This window comes from Tabrizicola sp. (genome assembly GCF_022842145.1).
Classification (GTDB): domain Bacteria; phylum Pseudomonadota; class Alphaproteobacteria; order Rhodobacterales; family Rhodobacteraceae; genus Tabrizicola.
Window position 1 is genome coordinate 204,012 of record NZ_JALHQD010000007.1, and the last position, 16,736, is coordinate 220,747.

At 64.5% G+C, this 16,736-nt stretch carries 13 protein-coding genes; 8 read left to right on the forward strand and 5 right to left on the reverse strand.

Going from position 1 to position 16,736, the window contains the following annotated elements; genetic code table 11:
- The first annotated feature begins 58 nt into the window (after nucleotides 1-58).
- From rpsT to gyrB, 7 genes are all read left to right on the forward strand, one after another.
- Complete coding sequence (gene rpsT / locus Q0C42_RS16505) at nucleotides 59-334, forward strand: 30S ribosomal protein S20 (RefSeq protein WP_295078342.1); 276 nt, start codon at nucleotides 59-61, stop codon at nucleotides 332-334.
- Between the two features lie 519 nt (nucleotides 335-853).
- The gene (gene dnaA / locus Q0C42_RS16510; protein WP_295078345.1) at nucleotides 854-2,215 is read left to right on the forward strand and encodes a chromosomal replication initiator protein DnaA; all 1,362 of its coding nucleotides are present in this window, start codon (nucleotides 854-856) and stop codon (nucleotides 2,213-2,215) included.
- A gap of 117 nt (nucleotides 2,216-2,332) precedes the next feature.
- A complete protein-coding gene (gene dnaN / locus Q0C42_RS16515) occupies nucleotides 2,333-3,451 on the forward strand; it encodes a DNA polymerase III subunit beta (RefSeq protein WP_295078348.1) in 1,119 nt (372 codons plus the stop codon).
- 35 nt (nucleotides 3,452-3,486) lie between these two features.
- Nucleotides 3,487-4,578 (forward strand): DNA replication/repair protein RecF, encoded by a 1,092-nt coding sequence (gene recF, locus Q0C42_RS16520; protein ID WP_295078351.1) that lies wholly within the window; start codon nucleotides 3,487-3,489, stop codon nucleotides 4,576-4,578.
- On the forward strand, nucleotides 4,575-5,102 hold the full coding sequence (locus Q0C42_RS16525) for a GNAT family N-acetyltransferase (protein ID WP_295078354.1): 528 nt from the start codon (nucleotides 4,575-4,577) through the stop codon (nucleotides 5,100-5,102). The genes recF and Q0C42_RS16525 overlap by 4 nt, the downstream gene beginning before the upstream one ends.
- 9 nt (nucleotides 5,103-5,111) lie before the next feature.
- Nucleotides 5,112-5,732 carry a LysE family translocator gene (locus tag Q0C42_RS16530; protein WP_295078357.1) on the forward strand — a complete coding sequence of 207 codons (621 nt, stop codon included), beginning with the start codon at nucleotides 5,112-5,114 and terminating at the stop codon, nucleotides 5,730-5,732.
- 81 nt (nucleotides 5,733-5,813) lie between these two features.
- Complete coding sequence (gene gyrB, locus Q0C42_RS16535; protein WP_295078360.1) at nucleotides 5,814-8,264, forward strand: DNA topoisomerase (ATP-hydrolyzing) subunit B; 2,451 nt, start codon at nucleotides 5,814-5,816, stop codon at nucleotides 8,262-8,264.
- Here gyrB and Q0C42_RS16540 read toward each other — a convergent pair.
- The 5 genes from Q0C42_RS16540 to Q0C42_RS16560 all read right to left on the reverse strand — a co-directional run bounded on the left by Q0C42_RS16540 (nucleotide 8,261) and on the right by Q0C42_RS16560 (nucleotide 15,741).
- The gene (locus Q0C42_RS16540; protein WP_295078363.1) at nucleotides 8,261-10,057 is read right to left on the reverse strand and encodes a hypothetical protein; all 1,797 of its coding nucleotides are present in this window, start codon (nucleotides 10,055-10,057) and stop codon (nucleotides 8,261-8,263) included. The genes gyrB and Q0C42_RS16540 overlap by 4 nt on opposite strands.
- 251 nt (nucleotides 10,058-10,308) lie before the next feature.
- The gene (locus Q0C42_RS16545) at nucleotides 10,309-11,295 is read right to left on the reverse strand and encodes a uroporphyrinogen decarboxylase family protein (protein WP_295078366.1); all 987 of its coding nucleotides are present in this window, start codon (nucleotides 11,293-11,295) and stop codon (nucleotides 10,309-10,311) included.
- Nucleotides 11,292-12,347 carry a DUF4037 domain-containing protein gene (locus tag Q0C42_RS16550; RefSeq protein WP_295078369.1) on the reverse strand — a complete coding sequence of 352 codons (1,056 nt, stop codon included), beginning with the start codon at nucleotides 12,345-12,347 and terminating at the stop codon, nucleotides 11,292-11,294. Before Q0C42_RS16550 ends, Q0C42_RS16545 begins: the two co-directional genes overlap by 4 nt.
- Before the next feature lie 28 nt (nucleotides 12,348-12,375).
- Entirely contained in the window at nucleotides 12,376-13,662 is a 1,287-nt protein-coding gene (gene rhaI, locus Q0C42_RS16555) for an L-rhamnose catabolism isomerase (RefSeq protein WP_295078372.1), read from the reverse strand.
- A gap of 9 nt (nucleotides 13,663-13,671) precedes the next feature.
- Nucleotides 13,672-15,741, reverse strand: a complete 2,070-nt coding sequence (locus Q0C42_RS16560; protein ID WP_295078374.1) for a bifunctional rhamnulose-1-phosphate aldolase/short-chain dehydrogenase — start codon at nucleotides 15,739-15,741, stop codon at nucleotides 13,672-13,674.
- A 157-nt stretch (nucleotides 15,742-15,898) separates the two neighbouring features.
- Here Q0C42_RS16560 and Q0C42_RS16565 point away from each other — a divergent pair, with 157 nt between their 5' ends.
- Nucleotides 15,899-16,699, forward strand: coding sequence for a DeoR/GlpR family DNA-binding transcription regulator (locus tag Q0C42_RS16565; protein ID WP_295078377.1), 801 nt, complete (start codon nucleotides 15,899-15,901; stop codon nucleotides 16,697-16,699).
- Nucleotides 16,700-16,736 lie beyond the last annotated feature (37 nt).

Here is a 16,736-nt window from a genome sequence, read left to right on the forward strand (position 1 = left end):
GGCCTTCTGGTCTTTCGTGCGACAGAATTGAAACCGATAGACCGCAAGGAAGCCACCAATGGCAAACACTGAACAGTCCAAGAAACGCGCCCGCCAGTCGGAAGCCCGCTACGCCATCAACAAGGCCCGCCGTTCGCGTATCCGCACCTTCCTCCGCAAGGTCGAAGAAGCCATCGCTTCGGGCAATGGCGAAGCCGCTCAGGCCGCGCTGAAGGCCGCCCAGCCGGAACTGGCCCGTGGCGTGACCAAGGGCGTTCTGCACAAGAACACCGTCGCCCGTAAGATGTCGCGCCTTGCCTCGCGCGTGAAAGCCGCTGGCGTCGCCAAGGAGTGATCCGGCCCTGACGGCCCGGACGGACCGAATCCAGAACACGAAGGGCGCGCCCGCAAGGGTTGCGCCCTTCGGCATTTTGGCGCCTTCCGGATGAGCGTTTTCGGCCCCCCGTTGCCGATTTGCCAGAGCCTCCGGATTCGGGTTTGGGGAATCTCTGTCAAGCGCGTTGTTCGGTTGCAGAGCCTGCGCGGGGGTTGTTACCGTGACGCTGCGATTCACTTCGTCTTGGGGGACATAACGGGTCGCAAAGGGAAAGCTGCTGCACGGGGCGGGCGACCAAAAGGCCGTCAAACCCGAGTTTTCCATTTGCGATCATAGGGTTGGAGGCAGCATTCAAGCTGTCCCGTCTGTACGGCAGGAACCGGCAAGCCGGGTCAGCCTGTCGTGCGTTGTTCTGTCCTACCTGACCAGTCCGTCCGCGAACGTCCGAAAGGGTGGCGCGGTGGCATGGGCGAAGTGGCTCGTGGCGGAGAAAGGACCGACAAGCCTGTTCGGTCCGAGGATATTGGCAGGTTAAGAATGACGAATGAAGCCTGGGGGCAGGTTCGGGAAGAGTTGATCAAGCGGGTTGGCAAGAACAACTATACGACCTGGATCGAACCGCTGAAGCTTTCGGATCTGAAGAACGGCGTCGCACGCTTCGAAGTGCCGACGATCTTCTTCGGCGACTGGGTTCAGCGCAACTACGCCGACCATATCCGCACCCAACTGGCCAGCACCGGGGCCACGGTGGACCGCATCGAATTCGCCGTTGGCACCGCTCCGGTCGTCGCCCGCCCCGTTGCGGCCGCCGCCCGGCCAGCCGCCAAGGCCAGCCGCCCGCGCGCCGCGGACGAAGAGCTTCCGGGTGCCCCGCTGGACGCCCGCTTCACCTTCGACAGTTTCGTCGTCGGCAAGCCCAACGAACTGGCCCATGCCGCCGCCCGCCGGGTGGCCGAGGGCGGGCCGGTGACGTTCAATCCGCTGTTCCTTTACGGCGGCGTCGGTCTGGGCAAGACCCACCTTATGCATGCCATCGCGCATGAACTTCAGGCCCGCCGCCCCGAGCTGCGCGTGCTGTACCTGTCCGCAGAACAGTTCATGTACCGCTTCGTGCAGGCCTTGCGTGACCGTCAGGTCATGGATTTCAAGGAACTGTTCCGCTCCGTCGATGTCCTGATGGTGGATGATGTCCAGTTCATCGCCGGCAAGGATTCCACCCAGGAGGAATTCTTCCACACGTTCAACGCCTTGGTGGACGCAAATAAGCAGATCGTCATTTCCGCCGACCGCGCCCCGGGCGAGATCAAGGATCTTGAAGACCGCATCAAGTCGCGCCTGCAATGTGGGCTTGTCGTCGACCTGCACCCGACGGACTACGAACTCCGTCTTGGCATCCTGCAGCAGAAGGTCGACTTCTACCGCTCGCAGTACAAGGGCCTGGTGCTCGCTGCCGGCGTGCTGGAATTCCTTGCGCACCGCATCACCACCAACGTCCGCGTGCTTGAAGGCGCTCTGACCCGGCTTTTCGCCTTCGCCAGCCTCGTGGGCCGCGAGATCACCTTGGACCTCGCCCAGGACTGCCTGGCCGACATCCTGCGCTCCTCGGACCGGAAGCTTTCGATCGAGGAAATCCAGCGCAAGGTGGCCGAGCATTACAACATCCGCCTGTCCGACATGATCGGGCCGAAGCGGCTGCGCAACATCGCGCGGCCCCGGCAGGTGGCGATGTATCTGTCCAAGCAGCTGACCCCGCGCTCGCTTCCCGAGATCGGCCGTCGCTTCGGGGGCCGCGACCACACCACGATCATGCACGGCGTGCGCAAGATTGAAGAGCTGATGACCATCGACAGTCAGTTGGCCGACGATCTGCAGCTTCTGCGCCGCCTTCTGCAGGGCTAATCGGGGGCCGCACTTGACGGCCCCGTGAAACCTTCGCACAGTCCATCCAACACTTGTGAACCGGTAAAACCCGGATAAATTCGTCGTCCCTTCAAAGGGTCGGCAGGGGGAAGCCAGATGAAGCTCAGCATCGAACGCGCCACGCTGTTGAAAGCGCTCGCCCAGGCGCAGTCCGTGGTCGAACGCCGCAACACCATCCCGATCCTCGCCAACGTCCTGATCGAGGCCGAGGGGGCGCAGGTTTCCTTCCGCGCCACCGACCTCGACATCGAGGTCGTGGACCGCGCCCCCGCGATGGTGGAACGCCCCGGCTCCACCACCGTCTCGGCCGTCATGCTGCACGAGATCACCCGCAAGCTGCCCGACGGGTCGCTGGTCAACCTGACCGAAGACGCCGCCTCGGGCCGCCTGACCATCGCGGCCGGCCGCTCGACCTTCAGCCTTGCAACCCTGCCGAAGGAAGACTTCCCGGTCATGGCGACCTCCGAGTATTCCTCGAACTTCTCGGCCCCCGCGCCAGTCCTGCGCAGGCTGTTCGACAAGGCGAAGTTCGCAATCTCGACCGAGGAAACCCGCTACTACCTGAACGGCGTCTACATGCACGTCTCCACGGGCGAATCCGGCAAGGTCCTGCGCTGCGTCGCGACCGACGGCCACCGCCTGGCCCGCATCGACGCCCCCCTGCCCGAAGGCGCCGACGACATGCCCGGCGTGATCGTCCCGCGCAAGACTGTCGGCGAACTGCGCAAGCTCCTCGACGATGACGAGGCGACCATTGCCGTCTCGGTCTCCGAAACCAAAGTCCGCTTTGCGACGCCCGTCATCACCCTGACTTCCAAGGTCATCGACGGGACCTTCCCCGACTACACCCGCGTCATCCCGACCGGGAACACGCGCAAGCTGGAAGTCGATGCCTCGGAATTCGCCAAGGCAGTTGACCGGGTGGCCACCGTCTCCTCCGAACGCTCCCGCGCCGTGAAGCTGTCGCTTGAGGAGGACCGGCTGGTCCTGTCCGTAAACTCGCCCGACAGTGGTGCCGCCGAGGAAGAACTGGCCGTGGCTTACGGCGACGAACGGCTGGAGATCGGCTTCAACGCCAAGTACCTTCTGGAAATCGCCAGTCAGGTCGACCGCGAGAATGCCGTTTTCCTGTTCAACTCCGCCGCCGATCCGACCCTGATGCGCGAAGGCAACGACCTCTCGGCAGTCTATGTCGTCATGCCGATGCGGGTCTGATCCACTTCAAACGTCTGGACTGAAAGGACATTCCGGTGGGCGGTCTCGCGATCGAAACCCTCGCGCTGACGCATTTCCGCAGCCACCGGTCCACCCGGCTGGCCTTTGACGGCCGCCCCGTCGCCATCACCGGCCCCAATGGCGCGGGCAAGACCAACATCCTGGAAGCGGTGTCCCTTCTTTCCCCCGGTCGCGGCCTCAGACGTGCCGCCGCCGAGGATTTGGCCCGCCGACCCGAATCCCTTGGCTGGAAGATCACCGCCACCGTCCAGGGCCTTTCCGCCGCGCATGAGCTGGAAACCTGGGCCGAACCCGGCGAACCGCGTCAGGTGCGCATCGATGGCAAGGCTGCCACGCAAGCAAGCCTCGGCCGCATCCTCCGCGTCCTCTGGCTGGTCCCGGCGATGGACCGGCTCTGGATCGAATCCGCCGAGGGCCGCCGCCGGTTCCTTGACCGCATGACGCTGTCCTTCTTCCCCGAGCATGCCGAACAATCGCTCACATACGAAAAGGCGATGCGCGACCGGAACCGGCTGATCAAGGATCAAGTGACCGACGCGCACTGGTATGCCGCCCTCGAAGCCCAAATGGCCGAGGCGGGGGAAGCTATCACCCGGCACCGTCGCGCCACCATCGCCCGCATCGCCACCGCCGCTGACCCGACCAGCGCCTTCCCCTCGGCCGACCTGACCCTCACCGGGCCCGAGGGCGCCGACGAGCCCGCCGATCTTGCCTTGGCCCTGTCCGAGGGCCGCCGCCGTGACATCGCCGCCGGCCGAACGCTTGTCGGCCCGCACCGCGCCGACCTCCTGGCCCGCTACAGCGCCAAGAACGTCCCCGCTGATCAATGTTCCACCGGCGAACAGAAGGCGCTTCTCATCAGCCTGATCCTCGCCAACGCCCGCGCCCTGGCCCAGGACCTGGGCCGCGCGCCGATCCTCCTGCTCGACGAAGTCGCCGCCCACCTGGACGAACACCGCCGCGCCGCGCTCTATGACGAGATTTGTGCGCTCGATGCCCAAGCCCTGATGACCGGAACCGAGTCCGAGCTTTTCACGGCATTGGGCACCCGGGGGCGGAGCCTTCCTATCCTGGAACAGGACGGCATCTCCGAGGTGAAGCAATGACTATCGAGACAATACCTGAACACTTGCTCACAAATGCTGACGAGGTTGCGATTGCGGCCCTGCTGGCGCGCTGCTTCACGACCGATTTCGGCGGCCGCAGCTACTTCCAGACCCGACACAGCTGGCGTCACGTGATCCGCAACGACGGCATCGCGGCCCACCTCGCCGTGCAGCTTCGCGCAGTGCGACTCGGGGCGGAAATCGTCACCATCGCCGGCATCGCTGACGTCGCCACCGAACCCGACCACCGGGGGCAGGGCCACGCCGCGAGCCTTCTGCAGGCGGCCCTGCAAACTGCGCGCCAGTCCCCGGCCCAGCATGTCCTGCTGTTCGGGACCGCCAAGCTGTATCCCGCTGCCGGGTTCCGCCCCATCGCGAACCCCCTGACCTACATCGACCTGACCGGCGCCAGCACCGGCCCATTGCATCGAAACAGGCCCGAGGACCACCTGCAAGTGCTTGACCTGAAAGACCAACCCTGGAACTCAGCCAAGCCCCTCGACCTCCTCGGTGGGCTGTTCTAAAGCTGGCACATGACCGTCTCCCTGCACGAACTCCTCCTTTACGCGCTTGGCATGGCCGGCCTCTGGGCCGTCCCCGGCCCGGTCTGGGTCGCACTGACCGCCCGCGCGCTGTCGGGCGGTTTCGCCTCGGCCTGGCCGCTGGCCGTCGGCGTCGCTTTGGGCGACCTGATCTGGCCCCTCGCCGCGATCCTGGGGCTGACCTGGATCGAAAGCAGCTACGGCGATTTTCTCAGCATCCTCCGCTGGGTCGCCGCCGCGATCTTCGTGGTCATGGGGGTGCTGCTGATCCGCAAGCCCGCAGCCACGATGAACGCCGATAGCCGGCTCACAAGACCCGGCATGCTGGCAGGCTTCACCGTCGGCGTGGCAGCGGTGATCGGGAACCCCAAGGCAATCCTGTTCTACATGGGCGCGCTGCCGGGTTTCTTCACGCTTGAGGCCCTGACCGCCCCCGACATCGCCGTCATCATCGCACTTTCGGCGCTGATCCCGGCGGCGGGAAACCTGGGGCTTGCGCTCTTCCTCGACCGGGCAAGGCAGCTTCTGTCCAGCCCCGAGAGCGTGCGCAAACTGAACGTCGGATCGGGCATCCTGCTGATCGGCGTCGGACTGGTCATCCCCTTCCTCTAACTACCAAATCTTGTGGGCAAGGGGTGACATTCCCGCCCCGAAACGCTATAAATCGCGCGTAACGATCAGGGTTCCCCACGCATGGCTGACCAGCCCAAGAACAACGCCACCTACGGCGCCGATTCTATCAAGGTTCTGAAGGGGTTGGAGGCGGTTCGCAAACGCCCCGGCATGTATATCGGTGACACCGACGACGGCTCGGGCCTGCACCACATGGTCTACGAGGTCGTAGACAACGGAATTGACGAGGCACTGGCCGGTCACGCGACCGAAGTTGCGGTGATCATTCACGCCGACGACAGCGTTTCGGTCCGGGACAACGGTCGCGGTATCCCGGTTGACATCCACCAGGAGGAAGGCGTTTCCGCGGCCGAGGTCATCATGACCCAGCTGCACGCCGGCGGGAAATTCAACAACACGGATGAGGGTGGGAACGCCTACAAGGTGTCGGGCGGTCTGCACGGCGTGGGCGTCTCGGTCGTCAACGCCCTGAGCGAATGGCTGGAACTGACGGTCTGGCGCAACGACATGGAGTATCGGGCCCGGTTCGAGGATGGCGATTGCGTTGTCCACGTGCACGAGGTGGGCCCCGCCCCCGGCAAGAAGGGGACGATGGTCCGCTTTCTGGCCAGCGCCAAGAGCAACCGGCCTGAAGGCACCTTCTCGAACCTCGAATACAGCTTCAAGACGCTGGAGCATCGCCTCCGCGAACTGGCCTTCCTGAACTCGGGCGTGCGGATCGTCCTGGAAGACGAGCGTCACGCCGAACCGCAGAAGATCGAGCTGTTCTACGAAGGCGGCGTCCGCGAATTCGTCAAGTATATCGACCGATCCAAGTCCAGTGTGATGGCCGAACCGATCTACATGATCGGCGAAAAGAACGGCATCGGTGTCGAAGTCGCGATGTGGTGGAACGACAGCTACCACGAAAACGTACTGCCGTTCACAAACAACATTCCGCAGCGCGATGGTGGCACGCACCTCGCCGGTTTCCGCGGCGCCCTGACCCGCACGATCACCGGCTACGCGCAATCCTCGGGCATCGCAAAGCGCGAGAAGATCGACTTCACCGGCGACGACGCCCGTGAAGGCCTGACCTGTGTGCTCTCGGTCAAGGTGCCGGACCCCAAATTCTCCAGCCAGACCAAGGACAAGCTGGTCTCCTCCGAAGTCCGCCCTGCCGTCGAAAACCTGGTGAACGAAAAGCTGTCTGAATGGTTTGAGGAAAACCCCGGCCCCGCCAGGATCATCGTCGGCAAGATCATCGAGGCCGCTCTTGCCCGTGAAGCCGCCCGCAAGGCCCGCGAACTGACCCGCCGCAAGACCGCGCTGGACGTGGCCTCGCTCCCCGGCAAGCTTGCCGATTGCCAGGAACGCGATCCCGCCAAGTCGGAACTCTTCCTGGTCGAGGGCGACTCCGCCGGTGGTTCCGCCAAGCAGGGCCGCAGCCGTTCGAACCAGGCCGTGCTGCCCCTGCGCGGCAAGATCCTGAACGTCGAACGCGCCCGCTTCGACCGCATGCTGGGAAGCCAGGAGATTGGCACCCTGATCACCGCGCTTGGCACCGGCATCGGCCGCGACGAGTTCGACATCAAGAAGCTGCGCTACCACAAGGTCGTCATCATGACCGACGCCGACGTCGACGGCGCGCACATCCGGACGCTTCTTCTGACCTTCTTCTTCCGCCAGATGCCGCAACTGATCGAGGGCGGCTACCTCTATATCGCCCAGCCCCCGCTCTACAAAGTCGCCCGCGGCAAGTCAGAGGTCTACCTCAAGGACCAAGCCGCGCTCGAGGATTACCTGATCGACATGGGCACCGAAGGCGCTGTTCTGCGCCTGACCGATGGCCAGGAAATCGCCGGCAATGACCTTGCCCGTGTGGTCGAGGCTGCGCGCCAGTTCCGCCGCGTGCTGGATGCCTTCCCGACGCATTACCCCCGCGCGATCCTGGAGCAGGCGGCCCTCGCCGGGTCCTTCGATCCGGGCAAGGCCGACGCCGACCTCCAGGCCGTAGCCGACACCGTCGCCCGCCGCCTGAACATGATCGCGCAAGAGTTCGAGCGTGGTTGGTCCGGTCGGATCACCCAGGACCAGGGCATCCGCCTCTCCCGCATCCTGCGCGGCGTGGAAGAGCTGCGGACGCTTGATGGTGCTGTCCTTCGTTCGGGTGAGGCGCGGCGCCTGTCGCAAGTCGCTGGGCAAACCCGCGACATCTACCGCGACCCCGCCCGCCTTGTCCGCAAGGACCGCGAGCAGCTCATCCACGGGCCCATCGACCTTTTGAAGTCCATCCTGGCCGAGGGTGAAAAGGGCCTGACCCTGCAGCGCTACAAGGGCCTGGGCGAGATGAACCCAAGCCAGCTGTGGGAAACCACCCTCGACCCCGAGGCGCGCACCCTGCTGCAGGTCAAGGTCGACGACCTCGCAGAGGCGGACGACATCTTCTCCAAGCTCATGGGCGACGTCGTCGAACCCCGGCGCGAGTTCATCCAGCAGAACGCCCTATCGGTCGAACACCTGGACTTCTAAAGCCAGCCCAGCGGGTGCGCGGAAAATCCGTGGCAGGCCGACCCGTCGGGAAAGTCGATCGACCAGTTCTCTGGCGTGGTCGGTCGGCCTTCACGCACCCAGCGTCCCCAGCGGGCGGCGATGATCTCACGAACCTGCGCGCGGCGGCCAAGCCTATGAAGTGCAAGGAAAAGATAGTGGTGCATGAAGGGACTGGCGAGCGTTGGCTGCCCCTCCATCGGCTCGTCCCGCAAGTCCAGTGAGCGGGCAACAATCCGATCCGCCAGCGCCCCCGCTTCCGCCTGATCGACCACTCCGGTCAGGATCAGCAACGCCAAAGCCAACTGGCTTGCTGCCTCTCGATCTGGGCTTTCGCGCCAGCCGTCAGGCCCGCGATGCCCCTGAAGCGCTGCCGCCAAAGCAGCCCCCTCGGCCGCCCAATCTGCCGTCCGCCACACCCGCTCTGCCATCCCCGCCGCCAGTTGCAGCGCATGCAGATAGCGCAGGTTCAGCGTCAGGTTGGGTTCCACCCTGCTCATCGGCGACCAGTCCAAGAACAGCCGCCGCCCCGGCGGATTGCGCAGCAACCCGTCCGCCCCGCGCGACAAGGCCATCCGTTCCAGCATCCGGGTCAGCGTGCCCCAATGCCGCTGCCAGACGGCCTCCGGTTCAACCACTCCGGGATGCGTCGCGCAACCCGCCAGCAGTTCCACCCAACTGAAGTTGTAATCCGTCACCGCATAAGCCGGGATCTCCCCCGGCAAGACCGATGGTAGCAGGCCTTCAGCGTCCGCACCCTCCGCCGCCATGTCGATCGAAAACAGCAGCGGCCGGGGGTCATCCGAAATCGACCGCAGCGCCCAGTCCTGAGCCACGGCGTCGCCCAGCCAAAGACTGCTCTCCCGCCACACTCCATCCACAAACCCGTCCTGCAGGCAGTTCAGCACCGTGCGGCGGCACATCGCTGCCACGCCGTCCAGCACCGGGTCCAGGCGGGGCAGGGGCCGCTCCAGCACCGGTGTCATCGGCAAGCGGACGTGAAACTTCGGCTCCGCCGCAACCCCGCCCCCCTCCAGCGCAAAAACCAGATACCGCGCGCCGCGGGGCGTGAAGCCTTCCACGACCTGCCGCCCGGGGCGAAGCGTGATACGGTCCGTCGGGCGCATCCGGCAGTAGGTCTCGGGGTCCGAAAGCAAAAGCTCCCCGTCCCGCAGCTTTTCGGCATAGGACACCAGCAACCGCTCCCCGCCCGCGGCCGTCAGCTCCACGCCGCCTAGGCAGGCCCGGCTATCGCCCAGATCGAAGATCCAGATTGCCTGCGTTCCCTTGGGAAGCAGGGCAGGGGCCGACCCGATGCTGCTTGTTGAAAAAGCTTTTCGCAGGTCGTCATGCGGATCACTGGTTGCGGTCACTGCCGGACCGACCCGCGCTTGCCAGGGCGCGTCCAGCTTGCGCACCTCTTCCACCGGAAGCGCAGTTGCGCGGGGCCGCAAGTCCTGCCAGATCGCCCCCTTGGCCCCCTGCACTACCCGCGCCGCTTCCCAGCCCGAGGCATCGGCCTCCAGCCAATCGTCGGCCAGTCGCAGGTCCCGATCCTCGACCGCCGTACCATAGATCGACACCCGCTCGACCCGATCCGACCACGACCAGTCCCGCCGCGTTTTCCAGTGCGACCCCGTGGTCAGAACGGCCACCCCATCCACCTCCAGCCAGCCAATCAGCCCGCAGGCGCCGCGATGGACATAGGCGAAATACGAGTGACCGGGAGAATAGACCTGAACGGCGATCCGGTTCACGCCCGGACGCAGATTCATGACCAAGCGTTCGTCTATCGCCATCGATGAGGGCCAGGACCGCTCCGGTCCACGGCCCACGAAGACGCCATTGACCCAAAGCCGATACCGACTGTCCGCTGTAAGCTTTAAAATCGCCGTTGACGGCACTTCTTCCAGCAGAATATCCGCACGAAAGTTCACATAAGCATCGCGCAGGTCAAACGGATGCGCCGGACCGATCCACACTGCCCCGTCAGGAGCTTTCACAGGCCCGACGGCGTGGGCCAGCACTACTGCAGCGTCCCGTATTGCGACGCCAGCTTGTTCACCAGCCGGTAGGCCCGAACCAGCCGCAGCGGAGGAATGTCCGGCTGAATGAAGTGCCCGCCGTTGAAGATGAACCCGCCGCCCGGCGCATAGATGCCGAACCGTTCGGTGATGTATTCGTCCAGTTCCTCGCCGTCGTACTTCAACAGACCGTCGATCACGTCCAAGGACCCGTAGATCGTGATCTTGTCGCCCCACTTCTCCTTGACCTCGCGCGGGTTGATCCCGGCGCTTTCCTGCACGGGGTGCCACGAGGTGTAGCCCATCTCGATGATGTCATCGACGACCTGCAGGATGTAGCCGTCTGAATGCAGGTTGACCGGCATCCCCCTGGATCTTGCGTGCTGCACCACCCGCATCGCATAGGGCTTGATCAGCGCCCGCCAGGATTTCGGCGAAAACAGCATCGTCCCGTTCGACCCCCAGTCGTCCGACAGGGTCATCATGTCCACCCCGGCCTCGATCATCTGGTCGACCTGGATGCACATCCAGTCGGCATAGCGGTCGAAAAAGTTGGCCATCAGCTGCGGGTTGCCGCCCAGGTTCATCCAGCAGTTCTCGATCCCCAGAAAGGACGACGTCCCCTCGACCATCCCCCAGCAATGCGCCAGCACGCAGCGCTTGCCCTTGTGGTCGCGGATCGCCGTGGCGATGTTCGTGCCGCCGAAATCATAGTTCCAGTCGGTGAAATTCAGCCACTTCGGATCGCGCGGGTCCTCCAGCGGAACATCGGCCAGCTCGTGGATGTCGAACTTGCGGCCGTGCTGGTTGGGGAAGGGCATGAGGCCGACGAAGACGTCGATGCCGAACTCCTCGATGAACTTCTCGCGCGGGCCGTAATCGGCCTCCAGCCGTTCCAGGAATTGCTTCTGGTACAGCCAGCAGTCGATGGGCGTGCGGTCCACCGGCTGGTGATTGATCGTCGCCATCACGCGTTCATAACCGTTCATTCGCATTCCTCCAGAAGCAGCATCCGCCGCCAGTCCTCCAGCCCCACCCCCGCGACGAATTCGGAGTGGAACCCTTCCCAATGCACCTGCTCCCATTGTGGAACGATGCCCCGGATCTCGGCCGGGCATTTGCGGATCAATTCGGCATAGGCGCTTTCCAACAGCCGGTAACCCGAAGTCTTCGAGACCTTGTACGCCGGATGTGGCGCGATCAGCCCGTCCTCGACCATCGCCTGATCCAGCACGTCCGACATCTGGTGCAGAAGTTCCAGCTTCCGCTCCCAAGTCGTGCCAAGCCTTGGCGCTTCCTCGACAATCGCCGCCAGCCGCGCCCCCATCCGGGGCAGGCGGTGGAACATCACCGTCAGCCATTTGTCATAAGGGTAGTATTGCCGGTCCAAGAGGAAGGCCATTTGCACCCCCCACCGAAGGCTCCGCGCGAAGGTGGTGTTGGCGTAAAGCTCGTTGTTCCGCAGCAGCGCCCGTTTCAGCGCATAAACCCCCATGCCGCTGAAATAGCGGCACCAATGCGCCAGCCGCCGCAGCCTGACCTCCTCGGGGTAATAGCCGTCCAGCGCCTCCCGCACCGCGGAAAATCGGCCCGAAGGGTCATGCCAGACCTCCCCGGCGACAACATGCATCATGTCCTCCTCCGGGATCGCCAGCCACTCGGCATGGGTCTGCGGTGGATGGTCCAGCCCGATGGTCGACCGCAGGTGATGCTCCAGCGAGGCCAGCGCGACGCCCTTGGTCCGGGTGTAGCCCTCGCGCAACTCCCGCCCCCGCCAACACGAGGGCAACCCCTCGGCCAGCGCATCCTCGATCAACGCTCCGCGCGCGGCCATCACCCCCTCGGGCAGCAGCACATTCACCCGCAGGCCGAAGTGGTGGTCGGTGGAATACTCGTCATCCAGCCGCAGCACTTCGGACCCGTAGCCGAAGACCCCCGCCGCCATCTGCTTCGTCTCCTCGGGAAAGCGCGCGGCCAACAGGGGCAGCACCACCTCGTCCCAGAAGGCATGGCTTTCGTCGATGATCGAGTGTTTTTCCATCCAACCGGCCTCCCCTCCGGTGCGGACCTCAGACGATGCCGGACGAGGACCCCTTCACTTCAGGCCGCTCCTTGGCCACCCGGTCGCGGTAGCCGGACGCCCGGTAGGCCGCGATGGGATCATAAGCCCCACCCTGCCGCATCCGCGCCTCGGCGAGGATCGGTGACACGTCGGTCAGGAACCCCGCCTTCAGGCAACGATGTGCGGCCATGACGTCATTGGCCTCCTGTGCCTCGGCCAGTGTCTTCCGGTCCACCAAGGACGCCTGCACATAGGCCCGCGCGATCTCCACCGCGCTACCCATCAGGCTTTCGATCGGATCGGTGACGTTGTGGCTCTGGTCAATCATGTAGGACGGCGCAAAGCCCTTGGCCCCGCGCAACTCCGCCTCGACCAGCTCGTTGAAGACCAGAAACAGCCGGAACGGGTCAACCGAGCCCGCGTCCAGATCGTCATCGCCATATTTCGAATCGTTGAAGTGGAACCCCGCCAGCCGCCCGACATGCACCAGCCGCGCGACGATCTGCTCGATGTTCACGTTGGGCGCGTGGTGGCCGAGGTCCACCAGGCACTTCGCCTGAGGCCCCAGCGCCTGCGCCGCCATCAGGGATGACCCCCAATCGCTGATCACCGTCGAATAGAAGGCCGGCTCATACATCTTGTGCTCGATGAACATCGCCATCGACGGGGGCAGGGCGGCATAGACCTCCGCCATCGCCGACAGGTAGTTCTCGAACATGGCGCTTAGGCTCTGCTGCCCGGCAAAGTTCGTCCCGTCCCCGATCCAGACCGTCAGCGCGGGCGCACCCAGCGCCTTCCCGATCTCGATGCATTCGATGTTATGCGCCACCGCCTGCGCCCGGATATCCGCCTTGGCGTTGGCCAGCGACCCGTAGCGGTAGCTCAACCCCTGATCCGCCTGGTCCTGGAAGGTGTTCGAATTCACCGCGTCGAACCCCAGCCCGTACTGCGCCGCTTCCTGCCGCAATGCGTTGTAATCGCTCACCTTGTCCCACGGGATATGCGGAGAAACCGTCCGCGTCCCCCGCGTCAGCTGCTGGATCACGCCGCAATCGGCCAGCTTGTCATGGATGCCCCGTGGCTCTCCGAGACCCGGAAACCGCGCGAACCGCGTTCCACCGGTCCCCACACCCCAGGTCGGCACCGCGACCGACCAGGCCATCGCCCGGGCCACCACCGCCTCGATGTCCAAACCCCGACGCTGAAGCTTCCGCCCCAGCGCGCCAAACTCATCCTCATGCGCAACCCGCGCCGCGTCGTTCAGCGATCCGACCAGATCCTCGGAAATCAGCATCACCGCCCCCTAGCGCGTGAAGGACACGGCATTGCCCGCGTCCACGTTCAGGAAATTGCCCGTCGACTTGTTCGAAACGTCAGAGGCGAAGAAGTAGACCCCCTCCGCAATGTCCTCGGGGAAGACCGACCGCTGCAACAGGCTGCGCTTGCGGTAATGCTCCTCCAGGTCCGACACGGCGATCTTGTTCGACGCCGCGCGCTGTTCCGACCACTCGCCCTTCCAGATTTTCGAGCCGCGCAAGACGGCGTCCGGGTTCACCACGTTGACCCTGATCCCCAGTGCGGCCCCCTCCAGCGCCATGCAGCGCGCAAGGTGAATCTCTGCCGCCTTGGCCGTGCAATAGGCCGACGCGCCCGGCGACGCCGCCACTCCGTTCTTCGAACTGATGAACACCATCGACCCGCCGATGCCTTGCGCCTTCAGCACCCGGTATCCCTCGCGGCCCACCAGGAAATAGCCGGTGGACAGGATGTCCATCGTCTTGTTCCACATCGCCAGCGTCGTATCTTCGACCGCCGCCGCGCTGGTGATTCCGGCGTTGTTCACCAGCACGTCCAGCCCGCCGTATTCGCTGACCGTGTACTCCACCGCTGCAATGACAGCCGCCTCGGACGTCACGTCCATCAAGACGCCCCGAACCATGTCGCGCCCGTACCGCTTGGAAAACCCGGCGACGACCTCATCCAGCGCGGTCTGGTCGATGTCGGCCAGCACCACGTTGCAGCCTTCCCGCAGCAGCCGCTCCGCCGAGGCCGACCCGATCCCGCCCGCTCCCCCGGTGATGAAGGCAATCCGCCCCTGCATCGCTTTCGGCTTCGGCATCCGCTGCAGCTTGGCCTCTTCCAGAAGCCAGTACTCGATGTCGAAGGCCTCTTGCTCCGGCAGGCCCTGATATTCCGAAACGCCCGAAGACCCCCGCATCACGTTGATCGCGTTGACGTAGAACTCGGCCGACACGCGGGCCGTGGCCTTGTCCTTGGCGAACGACAGCATCCCCACTCCCGGCACCAGGTAGATCACCGCATTCGGGTCGCGCATCGCGGGCGAATTGGGCCGCTTGCAGCGGTCATAATAGGCCGCGTAGTCCACGCGGTACCCCGCAATCAGCCCGTCCAGCGCGCTTGCATCGGCATCCGCCGGCACCACCAGCGGTTTGATCTTTGTCCGCAGGAAGTGGTCCGGGCAAGACGTCCCCATCGGCGCCAGCTGGTCCAGCGCATTGGAGTTTACAAACTCCAGCACCTCCGGCGCGTCGGTGAAATGCCCGACCATATGCGCGCCGCCGGAGATGCGCCCCCGGATCAACGGCATCAACCGCCGCGCCGTCGCCTTGCGGTCCTCGGCGGCCAGCGAGGCCACGTTCTCCCCGCCAAACACCGGGCGCTTCACATTCGCATCCAGCCAGACGGCAGCCTTGTTGATCATCTCCAGCGTCAGCAGGTAGCAGTCCTTCGCCGTGTCAGCCCAGGTGAACAGCCCATGCTGCCCCAATACGACGCCCTTCAGCTTCGGGTTCTCTTCCGCCATCCGGCCAAGCTTGATACCCAAGTCGATCCCGGGCCGTTGCCAAGGCAGATAGCCAAGCTCTCCGCCAAAGATCTCCTGCGTCAGCCGAACCTGATCCGCACTGGCGGCAATCGCGATCACCGCGTCGGAATGCACGTGATCCACGTGGGCAAAGGGAACAAACCCATGCAGCCAGGTATCAATCGACGGCGCGCGCGGGTTCAGGTTGAAGATCGTATGCCCCAAGGCCTCGACCATCGCGTCTTCCTGGTCCAGCCCCCGGTACTGCGCCCGCAGCTGCATCAGCTTCGTCATGTACAGCGTCGCGAACCCATCCAGCTTCATCGACCCGATGTCCCCGCCCGAGCCCTTGACCCACAGAACCTGCACGTCCTCCCCCGACAGCGGGTCCTTGTGCGTCACCTTAGCCGAGGTATTCCCGCCCCCGAAATTGGTGATTCGCAGGTCCGATCCCAGCAGGTTCGACCGGTACAGAAGCTTGCCCGGCTCGTCCAAGGTGGCGGCATAAGCGTCGTCCCACAGGGACTTTAGGGTGATTTCCTGGGTCATCGGTCCGGACTTTGGCTAAAGGATTTGGGGCCAAGGATAGGCGCAAAGCGATCACAGTCAATCATGAAACGCCATTCTGCGCCGCAGAGAACCTTCCGCAGTGCAGCATTGCGATTGTTTGTTGACGGATATGAGCGATTCTGACAGCCTTCCGTCCATGATGCACGAACGCGAAAGATGGCAACTGATCCTGACCCGCCTGCGGGACCGTGGCATCGTCCGCGTCGCCGACCTGGTGGGCGTCACGGGCGCTTCCGTCGCCACCCTGCGTCGTGACCTCGCGAAACTGGAAGACTCCGGCCAGCTGCGTCGGGTCCACGGCGGGGCGGAATCCGTCGCCTCCGGCCAGACGCCGCTGACCGCGCCCAGCTTCGATGCCAGCCAGACCCTGAACGCCGACCTAAAGCAGGCTGTGGCCCAGGGCGCGGCCAACCTCTGCCAGGACGGCGATTCCATCATCCTGAACGCAGGTTCCACCACCTGGTTCATGGCGCAATACCTGCGGCAACACCGGATGCAGGTCCTCACGAACTCCTTCCCCATCGCGCAGGAACTCATCAGCCATTCGATGAATCGCGTCGTCCTGCCGGGGGGTGAGCTGTACCGCGAGGCCGGGATCATCCTTTCCCCCTTCGACGAAGACGCGATCCAGCATTTCGCCGCGTCGAAGATGTTCATGTCCTGCTATTCGATCACGCCCCTTGGCATCATCGAAAGCGATCCGCTGGTGGCCCGGGCCGAGGCAAAGCTGCTGACCCGCACCGAAAACCTCATTGTCGTCGCCGACAGCTCCAAGTTCGAGGCGCGCGGCAACATGGTGGTCTGCCCCCTGACCCGTGTGTCCACACTGGTCACCGACACGGGCGCGCCACCGCACATGCTGGATCACCTGCGACAGCTGGGTGTCGAGGTGATCCTGATCGACCCTAAGGAAGCGAAGGTCCTGACCGCAGCCTGAGGAGGGGGCGGCAGGCATAACAAAACGGGAGGAGACT

Coding starts and splice junctions, on each gene's coding strand:
- rpsT (WP_295078342.1), top strand. CDS start 59: ATGGCAAACACTGAACAGTCCAAGAAACGCGCCCGCCAGTCGGAAGCC.
- dnaA (WP_295078345.1), top strand. CDS start 854: ATGACGAATGAAGCCTGGGGGCAGGTTCGGGAAGAGTTGATCAAGCGG.
- dnaN (WP_295078348.1), top strand. CDS start 2,333: ATGAAGCTCAGCATCGAACGCGCCACGCTGTTGAAAGCGCTCGCCCAG.
- Q0C42_RS16525 (WP_295078354.1), top strand. CDS start 4,575: ATGACTATCGAGACAATACCTGAACACTTGCTCACAAATGCTGACGAG.
- Q0C42_RS16530 (WP_295078357.1), top strand. CDS start 5,112: ATGACCGTCTCCCTGCACGAACTCCTCCTTTACGCGCTTGGCATGGCC.
- gyrB (WP_295078360.1), top strand. CDS start 5,814: ATGGCTGACCAGCCCAAGAACAACGCCACCTACGGCGCCGATTCTATC.
- Q0C42_RS16540 (WP_295078363.1), bottom strand. CDS start 10,057: ATGAATCTGCGTCCGGGCGTGAACCGGATCGCCGTTCAGGTCTATTCT.
- Q0C42_RS16545 (WP_295078366.1), bottom strand. CDS start 11,295: ATGAACGGTTATGAACGCGTGATGGCGACGATCAATCACCAGCCGGTG.
- Q0C42_RS16550 (WP_295078369.1), bottom strand. CDS start 12,347: ATGGAAAAACACTCGATCATCGACGAAAGCCATGCCTTCTGGGACGAG.
- rhaI (WP_295078372.1), bottom strand. CDS start 13,662: ATGCTGATTTCCGAGGATCTGGTCGGATCGCTGAACGACGCGGCGCGG.
- Q0C42_RS16560 (WP_295078374.1), bottom strand. CDS start 15,741: ATGACCCAGGAAATCACCCTAAAGTCCCTGTGGGACGACGCTTATGCC.
- Q0C42_RS16565 (WP_295078377.1), top strand. CDS start 15,899: ATGATGCACGAACGCGAAAGATGGCAACTGATCCTGACCCGCCTGCGG.